The sequence below is a fragment of the Lentibacillus cibarius genome, assembly GCF_005887555.1.
In the GTDB taxonomy this organism is placed as follows: domain Bacteria; phylum Bacillota; class Bacilli; order Bacillales; family Amphibacillaceae; genus Lentibacillus; species Lentibacillus cibarius.
The window spans coordinates 1,511,663-1,538,002 of the sequence record NZ_VCIA01000001.1; the positions used below are offsets into that span (position 1 = coordinate 1,511,663).

The 26,340-nt window shown below is 42.4% G+C and carries 18 protein-coding genes and 1 pseudogene; 2 read left to right on the plus strand and 17 right to left on the minus strand.

All coding sequences use genetic code 11. The annotated features are described in order from the left end of the window. The 8 genes from FFL34_RS07260 to FFL34_RS07295 all read right to left on the minus strand — a co-directional run bounded on the left by FFL34_RS07260 (position 1) and on the right by FFL34_RS07295 (position 10,513). Entirely contained in the window at positions 1–975 is a 975-nt protein-coding gene (locus tag FFL34_RS07260) for an ATP-grasp domain-containing protein (RefSeq protein ID WP_138602828.1), read from the minus strand. Continuing rightward, positions 972–1,613, minus strand: coding sequence for a sugar transferase (locus FFL34_RS07265; protein WP_325053267.1), 642 nt, complete (start codon positions 1,611–1,613; stop codon positions 972–974). Before FFL34_RS07265 ends, FFL34_RS07260 begins: the two co-directional genes overlap by 4 nt. Beyond that, positions 1,613–2,728: a DegT/DnrJ/EryC1/StrS family aminotransferase gene (locus FFL34_RS07270; RefSeq protein WP_138602830.1), complete on the minus strand. Its 1,116-nt coding sequence runs from the start codon at positions 2,726–2,728 to the stop codon at positions 1,613–1,615. The genes FFL34_RS07265 and FFL34_RS07270 overlap by 1 nt, the downstream gene beginning before the upstream one ends. 179 nt (positions 2,729–2,907) lie before the next feature. Beyond that, positions 2,908–4,239 carry a UDP-glucose dehydrogenase family protein gene (locus FFL34_RS07275; RefSeq protein WP_138602832.1) on the minus strand — a complete coding sequence of 444 codons (1,332 nt, stop codon included), beginning with the start codon at positions 4,237–4,239 and terminating at the stop codon, positions 2,908–2,910. 18 nt (positions 4,240–4,257) lie between these two features. Then, positions 4,258–5,136, minus strand: coding sequence for a UTP--glucose-1-phosphate uridylyltransferase GalU (gene galU, locus FFL34_RS07280; protein WP_138602834.1), 879 nt, complete (start codon positions 5,134–5,136; stop codon positions 4,258–4,260). Between the two features lie 44 nt (positions 5,137–5,180). Next, positions 5,181–6,113 (minus strand): Wzz/FepE/Etk N-terminal domain-containing protein, encoded by a 933-nt coding sequence (locus FFL34_RS07285; protein ID WP_171046319.1) that lies wholly within the window; start codon positions 6,111–6,113, stop codon positions 5,181–5,183. Between the two features lie 51 nt (positions 6,114–6,164). Continuing rightward, positions 6,165–7,991 carry a polysaccharide biosynthesis protein gene (locus FFL34_RS07290; RefSeq protein ID WP_138602838.1) on the minus strand — a complete coding sequence of 609 codons (1,827 nt, stop codon included), beginning with the start codon at positions 7,989–7,991 and terminating at the stop codon, positions 6,165–6,167. 257 nt (positions 7,992–8,248) lie between these two features. Then, positions 8,249–10,513: an O-antigen ligase family protein gene (locus tag FFL34_RS07295; protein ID WP_138602840.1), complete on the minus strand. Its 2,265-nt coding sequence runs from the start codon at positions 10,511–10,513 to the stop codon at positions 8,249–8,251. A 163-nt stretch (positions 10,514–10,676) separates the two neighbouring features. Here FFL34_RS07295 and FFL34_RS07300 point away from each other — a divergent pair. Beyond that, positions 10,677–10,922, plus strand: a pseudogene (locus tag FFL34_RS07300) (transposase); the annotation flags it as partial. Between the two features lie 988 nt (positions 10,923–11,910). Here FFL34_RS07300 and FFL34_RS07305 read toward each other — a convergent pair. The 7 genes from FFL34_RS07305 to FFL34_RS07335 form a co-directional block, all read right to left on the minus strand. Next, entirely contained in the window at positions 11,911–12,312 is a 402-nt protein-coding gene (locus FFL34_RS07305) for a putative periplasmic lipoprotein (RefSeq protein ID WP_138602842.1), read from the minus strand. Between the two features lie 63 nt (positions 12,313–12,375). After that, positions 12,376–14,883: an Ig-like domain-containing protein gene (locus FFL34_RS07310; RefSeq protein WP_138602844.1), complete on the minus strand. Its 2,508-nt coding sequence runs from the start codon at positions 14,881–14,883 to the stop codon at positions 12,376–12,378. A gap of 95 nt (positions 14,884–14,978) precedes the next feature. After that, positions 14,979–18,503 carry an S-layer homology domain-containing protein gene (locus tag FFL34_RS07315; RefSeq protein WP_138602845.1) on the minus strand — a complete coding sequence of 1,175 codons (3,525 nt, stop codon included), beginning with the start codon at positions 18,501–18,503 and terminating at the stop codon, positions 14,979–14,981. Between the two features lie 428 nt (positions 18,504–18,931). Beyond that, complete coding sequence (locus FFL34_RS07320; RefSeq protein WP_138602847.1) at positions 18,932–19,657, minus strand: WecB/TagA/CpsF family glycosyltransferase; 726 nt, start codon at positions 19,655–19,657, stop codon at positions 18,932–18,934. Between the two features lie 7 nt (positions 19,658–19,664). Next, on the minus strand, positions 19,665–20,945 hold the full coding sequence (locus FFL34_RS07325; protein ID WP_138602849.1) for a nucleotide sugar dehydrogenase: 1,281 nt from the start codon (positions 20,943–20,945) through the stop codon (positions 19,665–19,667). Further along, entirely contained in the window at positions 20,939–22,420 is a 1,482-nt protein-coding gene (locus FFL34_RS07330) for an O-antigen ligase family protein (RefSeq protein WP_138602851.1), read from the minus strand. The genes FFL34_RS07325 and FFL34_RS07330 overlap by 7 nt, the downstream gene beginning before the upstream one ends. Positions 22,421–22,770: 350 nt before the next feature. Then, on the minus strand, positions 22,771–23,829 hold the full coding sequence (locus FFL34_RS07335; protein WP_138602852.1) for a glycosyltransferase family 4 protein: 1,059 nt from the start codon (positions 23,827–23,829) through the stop codon (positions 22,771–22,773). Positions 23,830–23,982: 153 nt separating this feature from the next. Here FFL34_RS07335 and FFL34_RS07340 point away from each other — a divergent pair, with 153 nt between their 5' ends. Beyond that, positions 23,983–24,387, plus strand: coding sequence for a hypothetical protein (locus FFL34_RS07340; protein WP_138602854.1), 405 nt, complete (start codon positions 23,983–23,985; stop codon positions 24,385–24,387). Here FFL34_RS07340 and FFL34_RS07345 read toward each other — a convergent pair. Next, positions 24,384–25,427, minus strand: a complete 1,044-nt coding sequence (locus FFL34_RS07345) for a GNAT family N-acetyltransferase (RefSeq protein ID WP_138602856.1) — start codon at positions 25,425–25,427, stop codon at positions 24,384–24,386. The genes FFL34_RS07340 and FFL34_RS07345 overlap by 4 nt on opposite strands. After that, positions 25,399–26,331 (minus strand): PIG-L deacetylase family protein, encoded by a 933-nt coding sequence (locus FFL34_RS07350; RefSeq protein ID WP_138602858.1) that lies wholly within the window; start codon positions 26,329–26,331, stop codon positions 25,399–25,401. The genes FFL34_RS07345 and FFL34_RS07350 overlap by 29 nt, the downstream gene beginning before the upstream one ends. Between the last annotated feature and the right edge of the window lie 9 nt (positions 26,332–26,340).

Here is a 26,340-nt window from a genome sequence, read left to right on the forward strand (position 1 = left end):
CTATAACTCCAAATCCTCATTTAAACAAATGCTGCTATCAAATCTTAAAAAAGTAAGTTTATCCTTGTAATTCTCGTTATACTCTAACTTTTCTCCCATCAGAAGACGAAAAAGATTTTCACAAGAGTCAGCGCCACTCATAATACTCATAGGTGCTCCTCCCCCAAACCTAGGATTTATTTCAATATAATTTATGCCTTTTCTTGTCTTCATTAGTTGAACAGTTATATGCCCAATGGGCTTTAGTACATTCATTAAATCAGTAACATTATCAATGATCTCCCTATCCCTAACAACCTTTCCCTTAGAAATTTCACCGCTACGAGTAGCTATCCTTAAACGGGGAACAATTGAGATAATATTACTTTCAAAATCTAAAAATACATCTACAGTAAACTCTTCGCCTTCCATAAAATCTTGAATTATGGGATCTTTAACAATCCCCTTATATATGTTTAATTCACTAAGGTTATTCACTTTGAAGGTGTTTACACTAGAACTGCCAGATTTAGGTTTTATAAAAATTGGAAATTGCAGATTGCCATCCGCAACCTCTTCGTCCGTATACATCTTGGGGATTCCAAAACTATTCTGCTCTAAATATTTTTGCGTATTGATTTTATCTCTGCATACCTCAACAACCTTATAATCCGAAATCAATACCCTTGCACTTGTTTGTTTCTCAATCAAGTCTTTATTTTCTGCAAGAAGTAACAAATCTGTATCAATGGTTGGAATAACTAAAGAAATTTTTTCATTATTGCATGCATCAATGATAGAATTAATATAATTAGGTTCACTAATACGAGGTAATTCATAAGTTCTATCTGCAAAGTATAAAGCAGGTGCTGTATTGGAGCAGTCACCGGCTACAATATTACTTTTAACATTTAATTTTTCCGCTGCTTGCTGGAAACACTGTACCAGTTCTACGCGTCTTCCTGCACTTAAAATTAATATGTTTATCTCATTCATTTATTGTCCCCTGCCTTACTACCTTCAAAGTATTCCATTGTTGCTGCAGACTCTGAATTAATTCCTTCCCTAACAAAAACCTTTTTTATAGTTAAAAAAATAATTCTCCAATCTCCAACAAAGCTTAAATTATCCACATATTCAACGTCGAAATTAAATCTTTCTTCCCAGCTAATGCCATTCCTGCCGTTCACCTGTGCCAAACCAGATAAGCCAGGTCTAACTTCGTGACGTCGTTTTTGATGAGCATTATAAAGTGGCAAATACTGAACCAATAAAGGCCTTGGTCCAATAACCGACATATCCCCCTTAAGAATATTAAACAACTCCGGCAATTCATCAAGGGATGTAGAACGTAGCAACCTGCCAAATTTCGTTAGTCTAACATTATCAGGTAACAGCTTTCCATTGCTGTCTTTTTGGTCTGTCATTGTCTTAAATTTATACATCGTAAATATTTTCTCATTGAGACCTGGTCTTTCTTGTTTAAATAGAATTGGCTTACCCAATTTAATTCTTACAAGGATAGAAACCATCAAAAAGACTGGGCTGAGAATTATAATAGCAATCAATGAAAGTATGAAATCCATAGGCCTTTTTATAAACTTTTTATAAATACCTACCTTTGATTTCTCCATCACCTTGACCACAATCTTTTAATAATTTCTACAATCCTCTTCAATTCTTTGTCTGTCATTTTCGTATCAGATGGAAGGCAAACACCGTTCTCAAACAACTCTTCCGATACGCCTTCACCAATAAAGTCATACTTCTCAAAAAAAGGTTGCAAATGGAGTGGCTTCCAAACAGGTCTTGATTCAATGTTTTCATGTTCAAGTGCTTCTATTACATCAATCGGTCTAACCCGGCCATTCAAAGTTAGCGAACTAAGCCAACGATTAGGTTCATCCCAATCGTTAGAAGGCATGAATTGAACACCATCTAATCCACCTAACTCTTTTTGGTAATAGTCAAATATATACCGCTTTTTCTCAACTCTTTGATCAAGCACCTTAAGCTGACCTCTACCAATACCAGCGACCACATTGCTCATTCTGTAATTATAACCTAGTTCACTATGCTGATAATGCCTTGCTTGATCCCGTGATTGTGTCGCCCAAAATCTTGCTTTTGAAATACGTTCTTCTTTATTGGAAGTGAGTGCTCCTCCACCGGATGTCGTAATGATCTTATTTCCATTAAAGGAAAAGATGCCATAGTCACCAAACGTTCCTGTGTGTTGACCTTTATAATAAGTACCTAAAGACTCAGCAGCATCTTCTATTAAAGTAACATCATGCTTATTACAAATATTGACGATTTCATCCATATCAGCAGATAGCCCATACAAATGAACAACAATAATTGCTTTTACCTCAGGATATTTTTCAAAAGCTTCTTCTAAGGCTTCCGGAGACATATTCCAAGTTTCTTTATTACTGTCTATAAAAACTGGAATCGCATTTTGATAAATGATTGGATTCGCCGTTGCAGAGAATGTTAGCGTCGGACAAAAAACAATATCTTCTTCGCCAACACCGATCGCTTTTAATGCCAGATGAATTGCTGCTGTCCCGGAACTTAATGCCGCTGCATGTTTACTGCCTACCTTAAGTGCTAGCTCGTTTTCAAACTCATTAACATTCTTACCTAATGGAGCAATCCAATTTGTATCAAATGCTTCTTTAACGTATTCTCTTTCATAGCCTTCATCACTCATATGTGGAGATGAAAGATAAATTTTTTCTCCCACTCTATAAGACGCCCTTTCTTTGTACGCTGTTTTAGTAACATGTTAGTTGCTTAGTACTTCATTGGAATTAATCTCTTTTTCCAACAAACTACTAACCTACTAAATCAAATGATATGGCCGAAACCTCCATTAATAGTTCAGGAGGTTTATCGGCTTTTATTTTATGTTTATAATCCAGATTAACCCTGCAATATCACGTTGCCTTCTTTGGTCTTCTCTAATGGCCTTCCAACTGAGTGATATTCAATGCCAGCTTCTTTCATCTCATCCAATCCAAAACAATTTCGGCCATCAATTACTAAAGGATATGTCATTGATCTAAATACTTCCAAGTCAACATGCTTCACGTCATCCCACTCGGTTACAATCAACGTTGCATCACTATCTTCGACTGCTGCATCCACACTATCAGCATAGAACATACCATCACTCAGGACTGTTTTGGCATTATCCATTGCAATCGGATCATAGCCGACGACTTCAGCACCCTGCTCAATAAGTTTTTCCGTTAGTACAATAGAAGCAGCCTCTCGCATATCATCTGTATTCGGTTTAAAGGCTAATCCGAGCACCGCAATTCGCTTACCTTTCAATGAGGTGAATCGCTCGTATAATTTATCTAATAATAAGGCCTGCTGTTTCTGATTGACTTTCACAACACCTTTTAGCAGTTCAAAATCATAATCAACGTTACCGGCAATCTGAATGAGTGCTTTGGTATCTTTAGGGAAGCAGGAGCCACCATAACCGATGCCGGCATTCAAGAATTTATCGCCGATACGTTTATCCATACCCATTCCTTTGGCAACATCGTCCACATTCGCGTTGACACGATCACAGATATTCGCTATTTCATTGATAAAGCTTATTTTTGTGGCCAGGAAAGCATTTGAAGCATATTTAATCATTTCTGCACTTCTGACATCTGTCTTATATATTGGAACACCAAAGGGCTCGTTAATGTCTTCAATAATTTTTGCTGCAGCGTCACTATCGGAACCAATGACGATACGATCGCCATTGAATGAATCATGAATGGCTGATCCTTCTTTTAGAAATTCCGGGTTTGATACAACGTCAATGTTGACGTCTTTAGACAAATTATTAGTTATGACATCCCTGATTTTATCATTTGTACCAACTGGAACGGTGCTTTTTGTCACAACAACTGTATCTTTTTGGACATGTCCTGCAATGTCAAATGCTACCTGTTTAACAAATGATAAGTCGGCCGTGCCATCTTCCATCTCCGGTGTCCCAACCGCAATATAGGTAACATCGGTATTATTAAGTCCGGTTGTATAATCCGTTGTAAAGTGCAAGCGACTTTCCTCGATGTTATTCGTCATCATTTCAGACAGGCCAGGTTCATAGATGGGTGAAATGCCCTGTTTCATCTGCTCGACTTTCGTCTCATCTATATCTATACATGTTACATAATGGCCTATTTCAGACAGACTGACGCCGGTAACTAATCCGACATAACCAGTACCAACAACAGAAATATTCATGTTATACCACCTGCCTTGTTATATGTTTGCTTTTTCCGTTAATAAGTCTTTCATCATTTGTTCAACATCGTCACTATACGCTTCGTTTTGCAGTGCAAATTCCAGGTTTGTCCGTATGAAACCTAATTTCTCACCAACATCATAGCGCTTACCCTCGAAATCATAGGCATAGACCTGTTGTAACGCATTAATTTTTTGAATGGCATCGGTCAGCTGAATTTCACCGCCGGCACCTAATTCCTGCTTATCCAAATAGGTGAAAATCTCAGGGGTCAACACATAACGACCCATAATCGCCAAGTTAGAAGGGGCATTGCCCTGTTGTGGCTTTTCGACAAAGTTATTCACCTGATACCGGCGGCCTTCCACTGTATTCGGATCAACAATGCCATAACGGTGTGTCTGTTCAAATGGTACTTGCTGAACACCGACGACAGAACTCTCGGTATCTTCATATTGCTGAATAAGCTGTCTGAGTCCTGGTGTCTCAGCTTGAACAATATCATCACCTAACAGAACGGCAAATGGCTCATCACCAATGAACTTACGTGCACACCAGACGGCGTGGCCCAGTCCTTTCGGATCCTTTTGCCGTATATAGTGGATATCGACATTTGAAGCGTAGTTCACTTTCTCAAGCATGTCGAACTTTTCTTTTTTCATCAGGTTATCTTCTAATTCAAAATTGTGATCGAAATGGTCCTCAATCGCACGCTTACCTTTACCGGTCACAATAATGATATCTTCAATTCCGGATTCAATGGCTTCTTCAACGATGTATTGAATGGTTGGTTTATCAACGATTGGCAGCATTTCTTTCGGCATTGCCTTGGTTACCGGCAGAAACCGGGTTCCAAGACCTGCTGCTGGAATGATAGCTTTTTTGACTGTTTGCATCCAATTACCTCATTTCTATATATCTTTTACTTCATAATGAGCCATTAATGTGATTTATTCGCTTCTTCATCCTTCATATATTCTCTCAGGAACACAACACCGACACCGATCATTAATCCCAGTACAACCGAGATTGCTAGATTCAGCAATTTACTCGGGGCGATAGGTGCTTCTGGTACGAATGTATCCGATACAACATCCATGCTAAGATCCATGATGTTCATTGTGCTGACACTGCTTATGTCGTCGTGTTTGCTGTTGTAGAAGTTATAGAGTTCTGTCAGATTCGCGATATTTTCATTGATTTTTTCATACTCGATTTTAGTCTGCTTATCGAGGCTCTGGATGTCGTTCAGTAATGCTTCACTCATTTCAAAGACATATTGGCCGTCGGAATTTGTGTTCTGCTGAAATTGAATTAAGGCTGGGATACCATCATCTGCGCCCATCTCATTGAATTCCTGTACAGCAGTGGTTATTTTCTCGTCTTCCTCTGTCATCTTTTGCTGGTATTCTTCTTCAAGTGATGTTAAGCGTGTTTGAATTTTGTCGCCGATAGCTGCTTTTGTTGTGGACACAGCACTATCAATGATGGATGCGATTTTTTCTCTGTCAGTGCCTTCCATGGAAATCGTTATGATTGAACTGGTGTTTTCGCTGTCTGATGGCAGCTCAATTTGTAAGCCTGATTGGAGACTGCTGACAGTTGTATCCAAATTATTTTCCTCAATAACGTCTGACAAGACATCAGGAGAGGTCATGGTTTGTTGAAATAATTCTGGCTTGGTCATCTCATCTATGTAGGGCTGGATACTCTCAGGTACAGTCGCTACTTTATGGATGGTTACTTCCGATTTCCCCTTATAGACAGGGTCAGCGATGACGAAGCTGTATAGTGAACTAATTAATAGCGCAATAATCGTGATAACTGCTACAATCCATTTGCCTTGCCATAGTGTATTTATAATTTCTTTCAAGCTGATTTCCTCTTCCACTGAACTCACCCCGTGTTTTCTCTATGATTTTGTTTAACTGCCTATCGTTTCGATTGTTTTATGGGTACTTGCTGCTTCTAATAATCTATCTCTTAACGCATCATCAGAGAGGTCGTTAAGTTGTTGGGTGATACGGTTAACCGTTGTGATGTCAACTTCATTTGTTTTGCCGATATAAATCTTTTCAAATACTTGCTCAGGATAAACTTCATCCTCACCAAGCATTTCTTCAAACATCTTCTCACCCGGACGGATGCCACTAAACTGAATCGCGATATCATCTTCGGAATACCCGGACAGATAGATCAGGTTCTTGGCCAGGTCAACAATTTTCACTGGATCTCCCATATCCAGGACAAAAATCTCGCCGCCTCTGGCTAATACGCCTGCCTGGATAACAAGGCGTGATGCTTCCGGGATGGTCATGAAGTAGCGTGTCATCTCCGGATCGGTGACAGTTATCGGGCCACCCTGTTCGATTTGGCGTTTGAATAATGGAATCACACTGCCGCGGCTGCCAAGAACATTGCCAAAGCGGACAGCTACAAATTTGGTGCTGCTTTGCGTGCCTAAGTTCTGAACGACCATTTCAGCAGCACGTTTCGTCGCTCCCATGATATTGGTTGGATTGACTGCCTTGTCAGACGACACGAGGACAAACGTATTCACGCCAAATGAATCGGCTGCCTCAGCCACATTCCGTGTCCCGATGACATTGTTCTTCACAGCCTCGTGCGGGTTATATTCCATTAAAGGGACGTGTTTATGAGCCGCTGCATGATAGATGATCGTTGGTCGATATGTCTCAACGATCTCGAACATCCGCTTACGGTCTTGCACATCGCCAATAACTGGTATGATCTCGACATCATTGGCAGGGTTATTTTGCTTAAATTCCATTTCGATTGTATAAATGCTGAATTCGCCGTGACCGACGAGAATCAGTCTGCTTGGATTAAACCGGATTAACTGCCGGCATATTTCTGAACCGATCGACCCCCCTGCTCCGGTGACCATCATCGTATTGTCTGTCACATAATCGGATATGGTGTTCATATCCATCTCAACAGGGTTACGTCCCAAGAGATCCTCGACTTCAACATTTTTCAGGCTGCTGACAGACACCTTACCGGTCATGATGTCCTCAATTTTGGGAATCATTTGTACCTTGGCATTGGCTTTATGGCATTCCCTGACAAGATCATTCAAAGCGCCATTGGTCAATGACGGAATTGCAATCACAATATGATCAATCGCATGATTATCAACAATCGCTGTGATATCTTGTGCTTTCCCTAGCACAGGAATGCCATAAATTTGCATTCTCTGTTTTGCCGAGTCATCATCAACGAATGCAACAGGCAATAACTCACTACTGCCGGGATTATGTTTTAATTGGCGGACAATCATGCTGCCTGCCGCACCGGCGCCAACGATGAGCGTGCGTTTTTTGTTTTTGCCTGATGTTATGTACCGGTCACGGAATATGCGCCAGATAAACCGGGAACCACCGATTAATATAATATGTAGCATCCATGTGACAACGAGTGCGCGCCGGAAAATCGTGAAATCATTAACAATATATTGAACGGCACCAGCTGCTAAAACCGACAGCGTCACCGCCTTAACAATCGCCATTAACTCACCAACACTGGCATAGGACCAGACTTTGTTATATAGCTTATAGAGTGACGCGAACAGGTGATGAAAAAGTAATAGCGCCACGGCACTTATGAACAATGGTTCTGTATCGACGATGTCCATGTTCGGATAGACGATCCAGGCTGCTGCGAAAATGGCAGCACTTACGATAATAGAGTCTAATGCGATTAATAGGGTTAATCGCGTTCGGAAGGTCATATTGGTAATCCTCCTTTCGTTCGACATATTCCCCGGGAAATACGTGATAAAATCTTTAAAATTATTTGGTATAAATTCAAACTTCAAGCGTTTTCTACAAATTTCGCCATAATGGTAATAATTGAACCATGATTTTCCCATGTATTAGTTTAAACCTCTCCCCGTATATGTGCAACAGGTCCGCAATGGAAAATTCATGAAAATACCATTGTTAGCGAATCGGGCGTCTTGCTGTACGGACCCCCGATTCTGCTAACTTAGTAAATTGCCTGTTCATAGGCTTGTATATAGCTTTGAAGCGTGTTCTGTTTATCTTTGTACTCAGCCAGTTTCGCCTCGTATTTGTCAGATTTGCCCATACGCTCAAGGCTCAACAGCTGCATGGCTGCCACTCTCATCTGTAATTCTTCGTCACCGGAAATTGTTTTCAGTAATTCAATTGCTTTTTGATCATTTTCTAAGATGACGTAGGACTGAGCTGCCAGGAACAGATCGCTGCTATTCATGTTCAGTGTTTTATAATTACCTTTACGGTTGTTTTTATAATACGTGAACCGGTCTTCATACTGCTCGTAATAGCCAGTTGACATCTCAGCATATTCTGTTGCCTGTTCCGGCGCGTTTTGTTGTGCCATTTGAACCGCTTCGCCGGAAGTCAGTCTGATCATCCGTTCATACGTTGACACATTAAACCTGTCGAGTTCAATTGAGCGCTCATAATAGTCCAATGCTTCCTCAACTTCGCCGAATGATGCATGCGCATTACCAGCCTGAGCGATTGCCTGCGGGTTGTATGGTTCTGTATCCAATATACGTTCGCCCAAATCCATCACAGCCTGCTGTTTATTCAGACCGACATTAATCGACGCCAATTGCACCATATAGTCGGTATTATACGGATTATACGCCAAGGCCTGTTCATAAATGGCAGCTGTATCTTCACGTGAGAGATTTTGCTGCTGTTCGGCATCCTCGACGGTTTGATCAGCCAAATAGAAGCGACCCGCATAGATAGTTGAAACTAATACCATCGCAAGCACCGGTATGCTGATGAGCCACTTTCTGTATGACGTGATTTTTTGGACCCATTTCATACGAATGTCGGGCGCCTCTTTCGGTTTCACACCGATGACAAGGAACCAGAGCAACAGAAACCAGGTGGTCCCAAACGTTAAGTCGAAATCCACAGACGCATGCAACAACAGCATCACTGTTGCCGGTACAACAGCTGTCACCCATTTGGAAGCACCTCTTCTCAACTGCTGACCTATGTTGAAATAAAAGTAAGCAAAGACAAGCACGAATACCGCAAATCCTAACAGCCCGACATGGAGCAGTTGTTCAAACAAAACACTATGTACCTGATTACTGATATAAGGCTCACTCTGATATACGTGATACAGGTTTGTCCAGCCTTCACCGCCCCAGCCAACAATAGGTGATGATGCCATTAAATCGACTGAATCCTGATAAAAGGTAAAGCGTCGCTCATCAAAAATCGTCTCCGCTTCAATCGAATCTAAACGATTTTGAAACTGATCCGGCAGTTCCCCGTAGATCATACCCTCATTCAATAAATCGAGTAATAATCCCAGAGATACAACAAGCATTGCTACCGGTACTGCCCAGCGAAGTTTACGCTTTTGCAGCAATGGCTTATCAGTCAGTCGGTGCATGTATTTAACGGCGATAGCAGCCAGTGACATCATTGCAAGTGAACTGATGACTAAAGCTACCCAGAAGCCGTTCGATGCATCCTCCGACGCCCCGGCCATCTGCGTGTAGACGATTAACGATAACCCAAAAGCAGCACCCGTCAACACAATATATTTAAGCTGTTCCTTAAACGTCAGCAGTATCAATCCAATAAACCAGGCCGCCGGAAGTAAAATCAGCGTTGCCCGTGAATAGGATAGAAACAACGTCGACGCATATAGAACCAGTGGCGCTGCATACACAATACTGACCCATAATTGCTGCTTATCCAGCCTGGCTAAAGCAGTCAGATTAAACAGGAGGAAAGCCATCCCCACTGCCGCATATGTATTCGGGTATTGAAACACACTCGAAAAACGATTGCCTAGTATCGCATCTTTATAATCTACTAACCCGCTATACTGAAGAAACGGAAAAAGGATAATCATAAATCCAATTACCTGCAGCATGTGCGGGACAGTCTTCTTAATTGATGGATTATAGTGTTGCAGATTCAACAGCATAAAGAAGAAGACAGCATATGTCGTGTATCTGAACAACTGATTAAAGTTACCATTCACCGTCACCGCATTGATGAAAGCCAGAACATACATGAGCGGCAACAGAAAAATCACATAATCCAATATCCGAAACGGTTCCTTAATAAAAATCAGGCGATAGCCCATATACAAGATAAATAGAATACCGAACACCACATGCCATATGTAAAAGGCCTCATCAAAAAACAGCCCCTGATAAAAGGCCGAAACAATAACAGAACCCGATATAATAATTAATAAAAACCAATGTATAACCTTATGAATCAATCAACTTCCCTCCAACCGAATACAATCCTTGATGTTTAATTATAACATAGAACTATGTCGAATCATGAGGATGACGTAAAATAGTTTAAGGAAATTATCTCAGACAAAAAGAGGTTGGTTATCCTCAGAATTGGACAGAAAACATAGAAAGGAGAACCCTACCATGTCTATACATATAACGGATAATGACTTCATGAATAAACTAAACGGTCTTGTACGTGATTTTGTCAAAAATCAACTTGAAACAATTATGGAGGAAGAAAGGGAGCAGTTCTTTAAGGTGGAACACCCTGAATTGGAACAAGTGAAAAACCGTTATTATACTCGGACGCTTGATACCAAGCACGGTCATATCGACGACCTTGCCTTTCCCCGGGACCGCAACGGTGAATTTCAGACCGAGTTGTTTTATGCCCTACCAGCGTAACCCGTAACTGGGTTGATTTCCATGTAGTAGTTTACCCATTTCCTGTAATGTGCGCAAGCTGTGGCATTAGTCATTTCCTCCTTCAATAACCCAAGTCATTAGAACCTAATAAACGGCAAACATAAATAGTATCTCCATCCTCGTCCACGGTCACCACTCCTAAGTAGTCATCCCCTTCATCTTTAGAGCCGGCCTTCGAAAACCGTATTACTTCCTATGTAGATGGCCTGTTTATGGAAAAATAGAAGTACATTATTCGGCAGTTTGAAAATACACAAACGCCATTATAAAAAAGCCTTACCAGTCGCCCGAAATTCTAGTAACCCCTGCATGGATCTTAGCCCCAATTGTGCTGAAGCTATTCCCTTTTATGATACTAAAATCTTATATATAAAGCAGATATAATCATGTTTATTGCATAACAGTCTGACGGACTGCCCAACCTTTCCTTCCTATATACAGGCTAGAGATTATGACGATTAGGAGACAGGTCTTAATGAAAACCATATACGACTGTCGTAACCGTCGGCACCGTATTTTTAATATCCCATAAATGTACATAATTTCACAGCATTAATTGGGCTGTGACCTGCTCAACACAGCCTGTCCCATATTTTACGACGGTTACGACGGCTGATTAGAACTTTTTAGATATAGGCTACGGATAGTGACAACTACCGGAAAAGACACTAAAAGCCCTGCAGAGCTTTCTCTCTACAGAGCATTTCATTCTTTCTAAGAAGCATGAGAACCGTCCCCATGCTTCCACGAGTAACTCATACGCTTTCACGTCAAAATTGTTAAGCCTAAAAAAGGCTGGCAAGATTCTGCAGTTTTTATTGCATTCTTTATTATTTTTTACTTGAAAATACATTACATTTCAGCTGAAGTGCAAGAGGTTAACCCCCTAAATAATGAACCTTTATGTATTTAAAAATAGAAGAGAATCAGCTGATTTGGTCAACTGATTCTACTCTTCTACTACAAAATCACCCTTAACGGTTTGATCTTTATACTTTACTTCTAATTGATAAGCGCCCGGTCCAAGCTGTTCAAAGATGCTGCCATCAAGCCCATTCATAATTTGATTAGATTCAGGATTCGTGGGAAGCGAGCTACTTGTAACCTTCTCCCACTCGCTTTTATCTGGATTCATAATATTTAACTGAACATCCACCTGCTCTACACCTAAGTTTGATTCAGTTTCAACTAGGAAATTTACTTTCTCTCCTAATTCAAACACATTTATCGCCTCTAGCTCATTTTCACCAACGATTTCTCCAAAGACAATTCCAGCCGTTTTTTCTTCATTTGAACTAGAGCAAGCAGTCATAGTAAATATAAGTATGAGTAAAACTATTAACCTTTTCATCTATGTTTCTCCTTACTTAGTAAAAAAGAGTGAGCGCTAGGCCCACTCTTTTTTTAAAATAAATTACTCTGCATCGTAAACGTCAACAGTTACTTCTTCTTCGGTATCTATATTAACGCTGAATGCATCAACATGGTTAGAATCACCGTAAGAGAAATAGTTATTATTAGTAAAGTCGATTGTTAGTTCTTCTTGACCTTCATCATAACCATATACATAAACACTCACTGTACTTGTTCCATTAAATGCTACACCAGCTTCGTCTTCTGTACCATAAGTAGCATTAGTTACTGATAGTGGTTCACCACCTAAAGTAACTTTAAATTGATCAGCTAAATCACCTGTTTCTGATACCTCTTCAGTAAATGTTAGATCAATTTTATCAACATTATCATCACCAGCAGCTGTATGAGTCGCACTTACACTTGAATTAACAGTAGTAGTAATTCGAAGATCATCTACTGCTATTTCTTTACCACCATTAAGTGTTACTTTTTCAATTGTAAGGGTAGCACTGCCACCAACAACTTCTAATACATCCTCATCGCTTTGAAGTGTGAAGGAAGTAGCACCCCCATCGTTAGCAACACTTTTATTGTTTGATATTACATCAAAAGATTGAATGTTGTCTTTGACCTCACCGTCTTGAGTAACTTCAATGATTTCTTTAATCTTAGTAAAGAGATCATCTTGACTATTAAGTTCTAAGTCACTTTGTGTTTGGCTAACTTCAAACGGAGCTTCAGTGTTAGCGACTTCGATAGTTTCTGTAGCTACTACAAGGGAACCAACTGTAGCTTCAAGAGTGTACGTACCAGTTTTAGTGATGTCTATGTTGCTTCCTTCACCTACAGTCACAGAAGCACTACCTGAAACCTTACTTCCAACTTGATTACCATCTTCGTCATAAAGCTTCCAATCAGCCTCAGTAGCTCCAGCAACTTTTACACCATTTTTATCCACAGGGAATACTTTTACAGTCGTTTCATGGTTTGTAGTGTTTTTATCGTTATCATCATTTGCATAAAGGTCAAGTTCTTGTACACCTTCTAAACTATAACCAGTAATTGTTCCAGCTTCTACAACATTTACTTCGAAAGATTTAGAAATAGAGCCATCATCGTTAGAAACTGTAACCGTAGAAGTACCGAACTCTCCATCAACCGCATTAAGTGTAATGTCTTCAGTGCCTGAAGTTGTAGTTATCTCAGAAGAGCCGCTTGCAAGTTCGATGGAGTCTCCAGCTACTTCAACTGTAAGGGGCTCACTTCCAGAGAAGTCATCATCATACTGGTCTTGAAGCTGTACAGTTACATCAGCACTACCATCAACGGCTGAGTTAAGTGTTAGTGATCCATCTTCTAAGTTATTGTGGTCGAAAGCTAGTCCAGCAAATTCTGCTGCAGCGACTACTTCGATAGTTACAATTTCAGATACATCGCCATTCGTTACTCTAACATCCGCAGTACCTTCTGCACGTGGTGTTAATTGACCACTAGTTTCATCCACAATAAGGACGCTTGGAGTAAGAGATTCGTAAGTAACGTTACTGTTAGAAGCCTTTTCTCCATATTGGTCAAAGAATTGAACATCTAGTTCTTGGCTACTATCCCCAATTGCGATATCGTGATCTACTTCAAAATCTTCAGCTCCCCAATCAGCAACATTTCCAACATTATAAGCTGAAAATTCTGTTGCTTCACTTGCGTTTGCCGTAACTGTAAAGCGATCACTAGTTACTTCACCTGCTGAAATCGTTACAAATGCAGTATCACCATTATTAGGTAATTTGATTGTACCATTTGCAACAGTACCTGTAGTAGTATTAATGGTTGGTTCTGTTACTTCAGTAACATCTAGACCAGTAGTAGTCGTAATTGTATAATCAATTTCTGTAGCTTGACCAGGTTTGATTACTTGGTCTTGAACAGAAATTTCAGCAATATCACCTACTAAGTAATCGAAAGAGTCTGTAAGAGTTTCTTCACCAGCATTGATTGTTACATCATAAGTAGTTTCATCAGTAAGTTCATTGTAAAGATTAAGTGTTGCGGATTGACCATCTTCAGCTAACTCTACAGAGCTAACGAATTCACGGTCTCCATTGCCAGCAGCAACAGTTACGTCATTGCGATCAAAGTCTGCTACTTCGCCGTCAAATGTTACTTCAACACTTGTAGGGGTAATCGCACTTACACTTTCAACCTGCAATTCTGAAGTTGGTAGTTCATTGCCTTGTTCAATAAATTCATTAATGTTTTTCGCACCAGATGCTGACATTTTATCTGCAAGTGCATTATAGTCAACATTTTTGTTATTTACCTCAACTGATGTTGGCAACTTTTTAAAATTACCCTCATCATTGAAGTATGTACTGTAATCAGAATGTGATGAACCTATTGATTTAATATTTGCAAGCTCAGAATTAGAAATGGCTTCTAATTCATCAAAGTGAACATCACCATAACTGACGTCTGCAGCATTTGCAAAGGCTGGCACAGAAACCGCAGAAACTGATAGCGCAGCAGCTAGTGCTCCCGTTGATAAAACCTTGTATGGGACTTTACTCATGATTTTGCCTCCTGTAATTTAGGATTTTAGATGCCCCCCTCTAGTAATCCTGAGTTCTAAGAAAACAAGATTACTAGCAGGGTGCAAATTATTTGTTATTCTACGATTACTTCTGCATTTTCCAATACTTCTTGACTATAAACATTGCTATCAATTTCATTGTTGGTAAATGCATTATCTCCATTGAAACTTAAAGCAACTTGATCGCCATCTTCTGTTTCAAGATATACCGTTGATTCAGAAGTTGCATCTTCATTTATTTTTTGTGCATTATCCAATGTTATTGCAACTGTGTAGTATCCAGTGTTGATTGGGTCCACTACACTTGCACCAAGATCACTTACTGTAGTCACACCATCATCCTCATTTACAGTCACTACAAATTCAACATCCGTAGTTGTTTCACCGTCACTTACTTCGACAGTGAGTGTTGTTTCACCAGCTTCTTCAGCTGTCAGTTCTAGTTCACCGTCAACTACTTCAGCAGAAACAGTTGAGCCGGCTCCTTCTACTGATTCAACAGTCAATTCGTCACCGTCTTCATCAGTTGCAAGGTCGCTGCCTGAAAGTGTTAGTGATCCATCAAGATTCAGCTCTTGATCTTCAGCATCTGCTTCAGGTGCATTGTTAGCCTCTTCTTCATAATCTTCTGGATCCTCAGCATCTTCAACCTTAAGCTGTAGCGCTTCAGCAAAGCGGCTGTTCTTTCCAGTCAATGTTAGGCTAACTTCATCGCCTGCATCGATGTCGCGCAATGATTCAACAGACCAATCGTCTTTGTCATCGTCAGTTGCATCATATACTGCATCAGATGATTGAAGTTCATAAACAGTGCTGTCACCGAAGAACTCAATTTCACGAGCTCCGACACGAACGTCTTTAACGATCATATCTTCAAGTACAGGTTTTTGATCGTCTGATTTACCAGTAACAACTGTTCCAGCATCGTTAACCTCTAGTGTATAGAATTCTCCTTCTTCGACATCAAGGTCAGAATCATCTACATCATAGGTTACTTTCTCACCTTCAACTAGAGCGTCAATGCGTACAACATCGCCATCTTGTACAGCAACGTCAGTAATTAATGCAACAACGTCATTTTCATCAGCAACGACATTTTCGTAGGAGACGATTTGTGTAATATCTCCATCTTCATCATAGTAGATAACTGCATTGCCTTTGTTGATGTCGATTCCGTTCTCTTTTAGGTCGCCCCAAGTAGCTACATCAACATCATCTGTATCAGGGTCTTTTAAGTCATCTGCATCAGAAAGGTCATATACGAGTGTATTGTTATTGATGCGCTGACCATTTGCAAAGTCATCATCTTCATCGATATCTTCATCAAGTAATTCAGAGTTTAGGTTGAATTCTAACTCGTCAACATTACCGTCATCGTCTTCGATTACGTTAAGAATATTTCTGACTTGACCGTCGCCATGGTCTTTAATGTAGTCAATAACATTTACAACTTCTCCAATGACTTCATCATTGTCATCTACTGCAACGATAGATACGATGTTATCTCTTTCTTTAGTTACTACATTACCATCTTCATCAGCAAATTCGAAGTCATCAATTTCTACGTCAGTTCCTGGGAAATCTTTATCTATTTCATACTCAGTTTCTGAGTCATTTCCGTTTTCACCTTTAAGAACTGTGATTTGATCTAATTGACTAAGACCAAAGTCGTAAAGTTTGTTGTTACCGTCTTTGTTTACGCCTTCGATTTCAAAACGTGGGTTATCTAGATTATCGAAGTAGCCTTCAACGCCATCTTGCAAGTATAGATAGTTATCGTTAGTGTCAATACCTTCACGATCACCTTTAACGTATACTGCCTCGCCTCTCTGGTTTAGGTATACTGTTACATCTCCACCTGCCTGAAGTTCAAGCGCTTCATCTTCATCTAATGTTTCAAAGTCCCCATCATCTAGATATCTTGTAACTATATTGCTATTGATAGGTTCATAGTAGAATTTCTCTCCATCAATTTCAAAGCTGTCTTCAAATACATTTTCGATTTCACCAGACAATGTATTGTTGTATACAACAGCCAAACCGTCATCATGAGCATCTTCATTGAAGAAGATTAGATCGCCTTTTTCAATGTCATCAATGGAAATTTGTTTACCGTCTTTTACGATAACATAATCTTCAAGGTCAAGCTCATTATCATCCGCACCGATAGCAATGTCGCCGTCAACTTCGTCTACTAAGACAGGGTCTGCAGCTAAGTCATACGCATAAACACGCGCTACATCGCCATTATCGTCAAAGATGAGTTTTGCGTAGTCATATTTGTTACCTTCCAAATCTTCAACTTCATCATGACCTTTTTTAGTTACTTCGTCATTTTTAGAACCAGCTTCATTGTTAACGAAGAACTGAACATCATCTGCAAGGTCATAATCAATTTCTTCATCGATTGTCTCTACTTCATCTTTATCAGTTACTTCGATAGCATCATAGACTACTTCTTCATGAGTGATTAGGTTGAAGTCTGTAATGTTATCATCTTCATCATACCAGACAGCAATTTCTTGACCCAATGCTTCTTGGAAGTTGAAGTCGCTATCTTCTGGTACGTCTAATGTAACGGATTTTTCCCGATTATTATCATCGACATAAGAAATAGTGGCTTTACGATCTTCAGAATCAACGTCTGTTACACGTGCATCGTCATCATCATCTAAGAATTCTTCACGGACGAATGTCGTTTCAAGATCACCAATTTGCATTGTATATTGAACTAAACGCTCAATTTCATCTTTAGCATTTTCATTCGTGTTGTCATAAAGCAAGATTTCAGCAGACTTGCCATTAGCTGCAAGTTCGACACTTTCAACACCTACACGCTCAAGGCTAGCAGTTTTGTAAATGCTGATGTCAGCCTTATCAATAGAACTCATTGGTTTGTTAAAATCAACAGATAGCACGTGACCATCATCCGTAAGCGCACTTACATCTGTAATTGCTTGCTTAGCAGAATCCGGGTTCAGCGCACCATGAAGCATGGTTGCGAATGCACCACGAGAGATTTCTTCTTTTGGACGGAAATCATCCGTTGCAACTGTTAGGCCAAGATTAGCCAATACTTGTACGTTGGCTTCATGGGATGGACTAACGTTGTCTAAGTTAATGTCTACATCCTCACCATCATCGTACTCGTCAAGGCCAAGTCCGCTTACAAGTACGGAAGCCATTTGTTCACGAGTGATGTCTGCACTCGGATTGAATTCGCCATTGTTACCAACAAAAGCGCCTGCTTCTGTTACGGCAGCAATTTGTTCAGCGTACAGGCTGTCTGCATCAACGTCGTCATATACGGACAGTACACTGTCAACGTCAGCTGGTGTATCAAGTTCCAGCGCATTAGCAAGCATAACGGCTACTTGCTGGCGAGTAACGTTGTCGTAAACGCCGAATGAGCCGTCTTCATAGCCGGCAACGATGCCTTGCTCTGCTAGGGCCATAATCCCTTCGTAGTGTGAGTCACCTTCCTGAACGTCAGTAAAAGATACTGAATCTGCTGATACAGCAGGTGCAACTACTGCTACTGCAGCTGTTGCCGCCAAAGATGACGCAGCAAACTTGCGATAATTTTTCTGGTCTGCCATAAAAATTTATCCTCCCTTTAATTGATCACATTATTAATACTATTTCCCGGATCATATGGAGAAGCATATGTAATACAAGGAAATAGAATTTCACCTAGCAATCTATTGATTCCATTTCAGTATAGGCATTTCCGCGATTTTTGTCAACTATATACTAGGACTTTTTTTAGCTGTTTTGTGCCTCTGATCTGCTATGATTATTGCGTTGTATTAACTAGGTCTGACTGTAAGTTTACTAGAAATGACCTACTAAATGCAAGCTTGTTTCACGCTTTTCATTATTTACCTTCTCTACCATATTTATTATCCTTTTCCAGCGGTCACGGGCTACTTTAACGCTACATTCGTACACTGCCAATCCTTGGGAAGTAGTCAATAAAAAACGAACCACACGATGGGAATATATGTGGTCCGTTCATTGGTTATGACTAATTCTTATTTCGTTTTCGAATGACTTTTAAAAGGAAGGTTGGCAGTACTAACTGCCGTTTCCACCGCCATGGTTCGACAATTAGCCGGTACAGCCACTCCAGGCCAAGTTTGCGCGTCCAGGCGGGGGCTCGTTTTGTATTGCCGGCGATGACATCGAACGAGCCGCCGACGCCTTGGAATACGGACACGTGCAGGCGGGATTGGTTTTTCCTGATCCATTCCTCTTGCCTCGGGCTGCCCATCGCTACAAACAGAATGTCTGCCTGTGACTGGTTAATGGTATCAATGATGTATTCGTTGGATTCGGTATAGCCATGCAGTACACCGGCGACTTGCAAATTCGGATAGTCCTGGATTAGTTGCGCTTTTGCTGCCTCTGCTACACCCGGTTTGGCACCGTACAGGAAGATCCGCTTCTCTTGTTTGGCTGCTTCGCGGACGATTTCCATCATTAAATCAATGCCGGTAATCCGGTTGGTGATTTGTCCGCCCTTCAGTTTGGAGGCAAGCAGCACGCCGACACCATCCGGTATTTGGTAATCGGCTGTGTTGATCAAGTCCCGTAATTCGGGGTTTTGCTCGGCCTTCATGATCTTTTCCGGATTGACGGCAACGATAAAGGCTTGCTGTTTTTCCTTGATACGATGGAACAGTTGCCGGATTAAGCTATCATAGGTTTCATTTGATACATCCACGTTCAATATGGTTTCTTTGTTCGCCATTTTCCGTTCACCTGTTCTTTGTATCTCCTAAACGGATAAAGTCAAATCCGGCTGCGCGCCATTCCGCTTCAGGGAGACAGTTTTTCGTATCGAGAACAATCTTATGCTGCATCGCCCTGGCTATTTCTGCCGGGTTATAGGCCTTGAATTCATCATGGTCGGTTAAGATAACGACGATTGCTGCATCCGCTATAGCTTCGTCAAGGTCGGTCACTTGATGCGGGACGCGGATATCTTGCATATGCGGGTCGTACACTGTATAGTCCATGTGAATCTGATTTAAGTGTTCCATGATTTTCAGTGACGGGCTTTCCCGCATGTCGTCGACGTTTCCTTTAAACGATAGACCGAGAAGCGCGACCTTAGGCTGGGCGAGCTTATATGTTTCATGAAGGATGTGCCAGATTTTATCCGCTGTGTATACCGGCATATCATCATTTGTACGTCGTGCCAGTGCAATCATTCGGGCGATGTCCGGCTGCTGTTCGGCCAGGAACCACGGATCAACCGCGATACAGTGGCCGCCGACACCAGGGCCCGGCTGATGAATGTTGACCCGGGGGTGGTAGTTCGCCAAACGGATCGCTTCCCACACGTTAATGCCTATCTCCTCACTCAGCTTAGCCAGCTCGTTCGCGAAGGCGATGTTGACATCCCGATACGTATTCTCCATCACTTTCGCCATTTCGGCGGTGGTGGCGTCTGTCAGGTGGATGTTTCCTTGCACAAATGTTTGATAAATGGCTTTCGTTCGTTTGCCTGATTCTTCATTAACTCCGCCAACAATCCGGTCATTGGCTTCCAGTTCTTTAAAGATTTTGCCCGGTATCACCCGTTCAGGGGAATGGGCAACGTATAGTTCGCTGCCAATGGACAAGCCTGTCTCCTCCAGTACCGGCAGCATGACATCTTCTACAGTCCTTGGCGGTACGGTGGATTCCAGCACAACGAGATTGCCCGCTTGGACATACGGCACGATGCTTTCGGTAGCGGCTTTTACATAATCGAGATTCGCGGTTTTATTGTCCGTAATCGGTGATGGTACGGCAATAATGAACACGTCTGCTTCGACCGGTGCTGTTGCAAATGTCAGATGGCCACTGTCCACGACTTCGGTAAGTGCTTCCTGGAGCCCCGGTTCCTCGATATGCAATTGTTTATGATTAAGGTTACGGACGACATCCGCATTGACGTCCATCCCATGCACTTGAAAACCATGTTTAGCAAATATAATCGATGTTGGCAGACCGATGTATCCTAACCCTATTACACAGATTTTTTTCACGATGTCTCTTCCTTTCTGTTCGCTGCGGCGGATAGCGATTCACTCCGGCCGCGCTTTACTGTTTCCATCCAGGCAAGTAGTATAAAGAAGAACATAGGGAATACCTGGTTCTCCCACACATTATACACGACACCAACCAATCCGATGAATAACCAGAAAAACAAGGTGACGTGCGCGATAGTCGGATCTGTCTTGCGCATCCGGCCCATCCGGTACGCCATGTTCAGCATAAATATCGCAAACAGGATGGTCCCGATTGCACCGGTCTGGACGATAATCTGAATGTACTGGTTGTCCGAGTAGAAGTCAGTCCCCATATAATCATAAATATCGTTCAGCCCATAGTCATCATAAATCGGTGACGAATAAACCAATGCCGCCGAGTCGCCGAATGTGCCAAAGCCCGTTCCAATCACGGGATAATCCGTCCAGATATCCAAGCCGACTTTAACGAAGAAGATACGGCCGGTGTTCAAGCTCCTCTCGAATTGCTCCTGATCAAACGACGAGCTGAACCTGTCCCCGAGTGTGCCGCTTCCACCTTGCTGCTGCTGACTGCTATCGCCCCACATATCTACAACGAAGCGGTCCAATTGATGCACAGGGGTAAATACAAGCAAGAACCCGGCTAAAGCAGTGATGATTACTTGTTTCGTTATTTGTTTATCTTTTGCCAGGAACAAATAAATGATTCCTGCAATGGCGATACCAAGAATACTGCCTCGGGAATACGTCAAGAGCAGTGTACCGGCCTCTAATACGAGCGGTATGTACCATGCCTTGTTTTTGGTCACCCGGAGCAGCGTGAAGCTGGCTGCTAACGCTACGACCATGTACATGCTCATAGAGTTCGGATTGGACAGCAAGCCATAAATCCGTTCGAAATTGGCCGGCGAAATAAACATCTCTTTCCAAGCCTGCGGAATTAGCCATTGCCGCTGGGATAGTTTTTCCACAAACCCGTGAGCAACCAGCACCATAGCGACACCGGTAATTAACTTCAGCGCGTTCAGCATGTCCGCCCGGTTCCAAGCTAAGCGTTTCACCCCATAATATAGTAGGTACATGGTGAGAAATTTACGCAGCTGAAACACAATAGCGACGAGCGACACCCCGGTTGTCAGCGCCGCAACCGCGCCAACCAGACAGAATAAAAGATACGCCCATTCATACCATTCGAGCCGGAAGATGGATCGATAATCCTTTTGCTTGATCGCATCGGTAAGGACCTTAATGACCAATACGAGGATACCGACATCACCTGCAAATTTCAGCCCATCATTGATCTCCACAAGAAATGGCCTGAACGGGAAATAAAGAATGAGCAGTGGAATGAGCAGCTTTGGTTTATACCACGTCACCGCCGCAAAATAGATTACCGACAGCGCAATGGCAAGACTATCGGGCAAGAATAAGCCAATCGTTAATACTAAAATCGTTGCTATTGTAAATTGAATGATTTGTTTTTGATCGTTCATCGACGTTCAACCCCACAAGTTTTTTAAATTCGTTGCAACCTATACCCCTGTTATCATAAAGGGTGGCAATCTAGTAATGCAAGAGTAAAATTTACGCATTCATTAATCGGCACCCCCATCATTCTACCATAAACAGTCAAAAACAGGGGAGAATCGACAGGAATATGTGGGGAAAAGTATGATTTGTGGGGGCGGGGCTGTCGTGCGGGGGCGGGGCTGTCGTGCGGGGCGAGGCTCTCGTGCGGGGTGGGCCGCGGGACTTTTGGCTCGGGCCGCGTGAGTTTCCTGATTTTCGCGCGACTTTCGGCTTGGACATTCTAAATAAAAAAACCGGCTCGGGGCCGGTTTTTTCAGAGTCTTTTTTTGGTAACGTTCATGAGCTTCAATAGCGGCCGGTAATTTTCACTGATCAGGCCGGTTACTTCGACGACAAGCTCGACAAGGATAATCAGGCCGAATAGAATCAGCGTTGATCCCCATATGGTAGCTTCCGTAAATACAATCGCGGCGGTGCTAAATATTCCGCTTAGCGCGTAAATCATAATGACCGTTTGCCGGTGCGAGAAGCCGAGCCGCAATAAACAATGGTGCAGGTGCAGTTTATCAGGTGCCGATAATGGTTTCTTGTGCAGAAAGCGGCGGATAATCGCAAACAGCGTATCAAGAATTGGTACACCCAAAATCATAATTGGCACAATCAATGAAAAGATGGCGACGTTTTTAAACAGTCCCATTACCGCGAGCACACTGATCATGTAACCGAGAAACAATGCGCCGGTATCACCCATGAATATTTTTGCCGGGTGAAAGTTATAAGCAAGAAATCCGAGGGTGCTTCCAAGCAGCAGGAAGCCTAATAGCGCTACGAGCGGATTGCCCATGGCGATACCGAGCCCGGAAATGGTCAGAAGAACAATGGCAGATACACCTGCAGCAAGTCCGTCCAAGCCATCAATCAGATTAATCGCATTGGTGATGCCGACAATCCATAGAATCGTAATCGGGATGGCGAAGAGACCAAAATCGATACGATCGCCAAATATACCGAATGGCAGCGTGACAAAGTCGATCTGGACGCCGCCTAACACGGTGATAATCGCGGCAACCAGTTGTCCGCCGAATTTAGCTTTTGCCGATAGTTCATATAAATCATCCAACACGCCGACGCCAGTAATGATGATTGCTCCTGCTAGCACCGGCCAAGCATTCATGGTCTCCGGCAGAAATAGGAGAAACCCGAGCAGGAAACTGAAAAATATCGCCAGCCCTCCCAGACGGGGCATGATTTTTTGATGAACTTTCCGATCATTTGGCTGGTCAACCGCCCCAATACGGATGGCTAACTTTTTAACAAGTGGTGTTATGAACAGTGATACAATTATACAGACTGATAGAGCAGCGTATACCATGTCAAGATCCTCCCACCATTTCCCATTAACATCATTGGTACTATTGGTTTAATAATTTTTGCTATTCTTATAGACGTCATAAAAGGTTTACAAGTTTCATTAATTCATATAATTACCCTTTTACATTATACCGTTTATATAAAAGAAATCAATATGTATCATGTTACAATTTTTGTACAAGTATATAACAAAAGCGTCACCGATGTGTTGATGGCCGGTGCTATTCCGTCGATGTTCGCCGATATTCCGTTGATGTTCATCGCTATTCCGTTGATGTCTGCCTCTATTCCGTCGATGCCAGCCGCTATTCCGTTGATGTTCATCACTATTCCGTTGATGTTCACCGCTATTCCGTTGATGTCCGCTGCTATTCCGTTGATGTTCATCGCTATTCCGTTGATGTTCACCGCTATTCCGTCGATGCCCACCGCTATTCCGTCGATGCCCAGCGCTATTCCGTCGATACCCACCACCGCCGCACACCGGCCGACATACGTCGCTATTCCGTCGACGCCCGCCGCCGCTGCACACCGGTCGACGTGCCCTGCTGTATGTTAAAACGAGTCCACGTCGCCTTGGGTGAGCCACCAGTCGCTGTGGTGAATGCCGGTGTTTGCGTCTAGGTCGTGCACGACTAATGGCATCGGGCGGTCTGTTTCCTTCAGGCCGTGGCGTGTGAACATTTGTGCTGCGGTTGTTTCCGGGGTGGTCCACAGCTGGATGATATCTGCGTCGGTGAGGTTGGCCAGTGCGCCTTTGGTAAGAAGTTGCCAAATGGATGCGTCGTCGTCAGCTGCTAGGAAATCTACTATATTTCCGATTACGGCTTGTCCTTTTTTGAATGGTACGGTTTCTGTCTTTAGCACGACGTAGCCTTGTAATTGTCCTTGCTTGGTTAGGGCGAACAATCGGTATGTCTTTTCCGGGTGATGGAGGTAGCGCCATTCCAGATAGGCGGCGTCTCGCTTCAGTATGACTGGTTTCAAGGTTTGCGATGCTACTGCTAGCTCGTCAAATTGTTCATCGCATGTGGTTACTTCGTGAAATTCCCAGCCCTCCGGCAAGAAGTCTCGCTTCGCATGACGCAGTTTCCAGTTTTTCAACCATTTTCCCACCGCTCTGGCTGGTTGAAGCTTTGGGAAGACGGATGCAGCCAGTGCGGCGGGGTCCACAATCATTCGGTGGCGTGCGACATCGCCTGCATGCACGGCATTAGTCGTTCGCAGCAGCAGTTCTTTGGCCCGTACTGCCGGGAATCCGTACAGCAGGTTGACGCCTTGTTCGTTCGCGGTGGTCAGCATGGCGTCGTTCAACTGGCGATAGATGCCTTGGCCTTGTGCATCAGGGTCAACCATCGTATCGACGCGCAAGGCTATTTTTTCTGTGACACCACTGATATACGCGTCCGCTACCCATAATGCAAGATGGCCGAGCAATGTTCCCTTGTCTTCGTATACTAGAATGAAAGGATTTAGCGTGTTCGGATGGGCTTGGAACTTCCATTCCCAAGTCTTGTGCGACCGTTTTTTTCGGAATACCTTTTCATATAGATCTTGTATTTGCTGTTCATCACCGTTCTGATAGGTTCGAACTGTCATCGTTTAAGCTCCTTACCGTTTGCAAACTCTGTGCATACAGTTCCCTTTTCCGCTTTAAGTTTTTATAGATGGCCCATAATAATGTATCGGTCCGGTTGGCCTGTTTAAATAGACTAGGAAACAAGTCTTTATATATTTCAAGGTTGTCACAATGCTGAATAAATGTTGAAATAGATGGTTCGAAAAAGATTTCTGCCGATTGGATGTCCGCGTTCGTCAGGTTTGTTTTTAGCCTGTTCAGCTCCAGAAAGCCGTCAAATGCAATTGCCTGGGATGAGAACTCGCTGATGGCTTGTTCTTTTTCCGGTAAAGTCGCTGATATATCCATGACACAATTAATATAATCAGGAGGAATCGGGCAATTAATTTCATATAATCGGATGGTAATATCGGGCATGTCGTTCTCTTTCAGCACATCGGCTAAGATCTGTGCCGTTTCCGTATGGTCCGGGTGGGCATCAATGAACGATGGGCAATAAATGATGTCCGGTTGCAACGAATTGATTTGTTCATAAAATTTATCTTTTGCTTCACCGTTGCTTGTGACCTTTCCATCGGGCAGTCCTAAATAATGAATTCGGTTGATACCTAGAATGTCTTGCACTTGCTCCATTTCCTGCATACGCAGCGTCATGAGGTCTTCTTTACTCAGTTCACTGACACTATTGGAACCGTCTGTCACAAATACACAGTGTACATCGGCGCCTTCATTAGCGTGCAGCCGAATGGCGCCCCCCGGTCCAATGGTTTCATCATCCATGTGGGGCGCCAGTACGAGTACACGTTTGGCCTGTTTTGTATCGGACAGTGTTTTCGAGCCGCTGTAATGGCGCCGCAACAGCAATCGTGTCAGCGGAATGTTTATTGGTTTCAGGATTGTCATCAATAATTCTTTTGCCTTCATTTAAGAGAC

Bases quoted from the DNA above. Each gene is read 5' to 3' on its own strand.
- FFL34_RS07260 (WP_138602828.1), bottom strand. From the start codon at position 975: ATGAATGAGATAAACATATTAATTTTAAGTGCAGGAAGACGCGTAGAA.
- FFL34_RS07265 (WP_325053267.1), bottom strand. From the start codon at position 1,613: ATGGAGAAATCAAAGGTAGGTATTTATAAAAAGTTTATAAAAAGGCCT.
- FFL34_RS07275 (WP_138602832.1), bottom strand. From the start codon at position 4,239: ATGAATATTTCTGTTGTTGGTACTGGTTATGTCGGATTAGTTACCGGC.
- galU (WP_138602834.1), bottom strand. From the start codon at position 5,136: ATGCAAACAGTCAAAAAAGCTATCATTCCAGCAGCAGGTCTTGGAACC.
- FFL34_RS07290 (WP_138602838.1), bottom strand. From the start codon at position 7,991: ATGACCTTCCGAACGCGATTAACCCTATTAATCGCATTAGACTCTATT.
- FFL34_RS07305 (WP_138602842.1), bottom strand. From the start codon at position 12,312: ATGAAAAGGTTAATAGTTTTACTCATACTTATATTTACTATGACTGCT.
- FFL34_RS07310 (WP_138602844.1), bottom strand. From the start codon at position 14,883: ATGAGTAAAGTCCCATACAAGGTTTTATCAACGGGAGCACTAGCTGCT.
- FFL34_RS07315 (WP_138602845.1), bottom strand. From the start codon at position 18,503: ATGGCAGACCAGAAAAATTATCGCAAGTTTGCTGCGTCATCTTTGGCG.
- FFL34_RS07320 (WP_138602847.1), bottom strand. From the start codon at position 19,657: ATGGCGAACAAAGAAACCATATTGAACGTGGATGTATCAAATGAAACC.
- FFL34_RS07330 (WP_138602851.1), bottom strand. From the start codon at position 22,420: ATGAACGATCAAAAACAAATCATTCAATTTACAATAGCAACGATTTTA.
- FFL34_RS07335 (WP_138602852.1), bottom strand. From the start codon at position 23,829: ATGGTATACGCTGCTCTATCAGTCTGTATAATTGTATCACTGTTCATA.
- FFL34_RS07340 (WP_138602854.1), top strand. From the start codon at position 23,983: ATGTATCATGTTACAATTTTTGTACAAGTATATAACAAAAGCGTCACC.
- FFL34_RS07345 (WP_138602856.1), bottom strand. From the start codon at position 25,427: ATGACAGTTCGAACCTATCAGAACGGTGATGAACAGCAAATACAAGAT.
- FFL34_RS07350 (WP_138602858.1), bottom strand. From the start codon at position 26,331: ATGAAGGCAAAAGAATTATTGATGACAATCCTGAAACCAATAAACATT.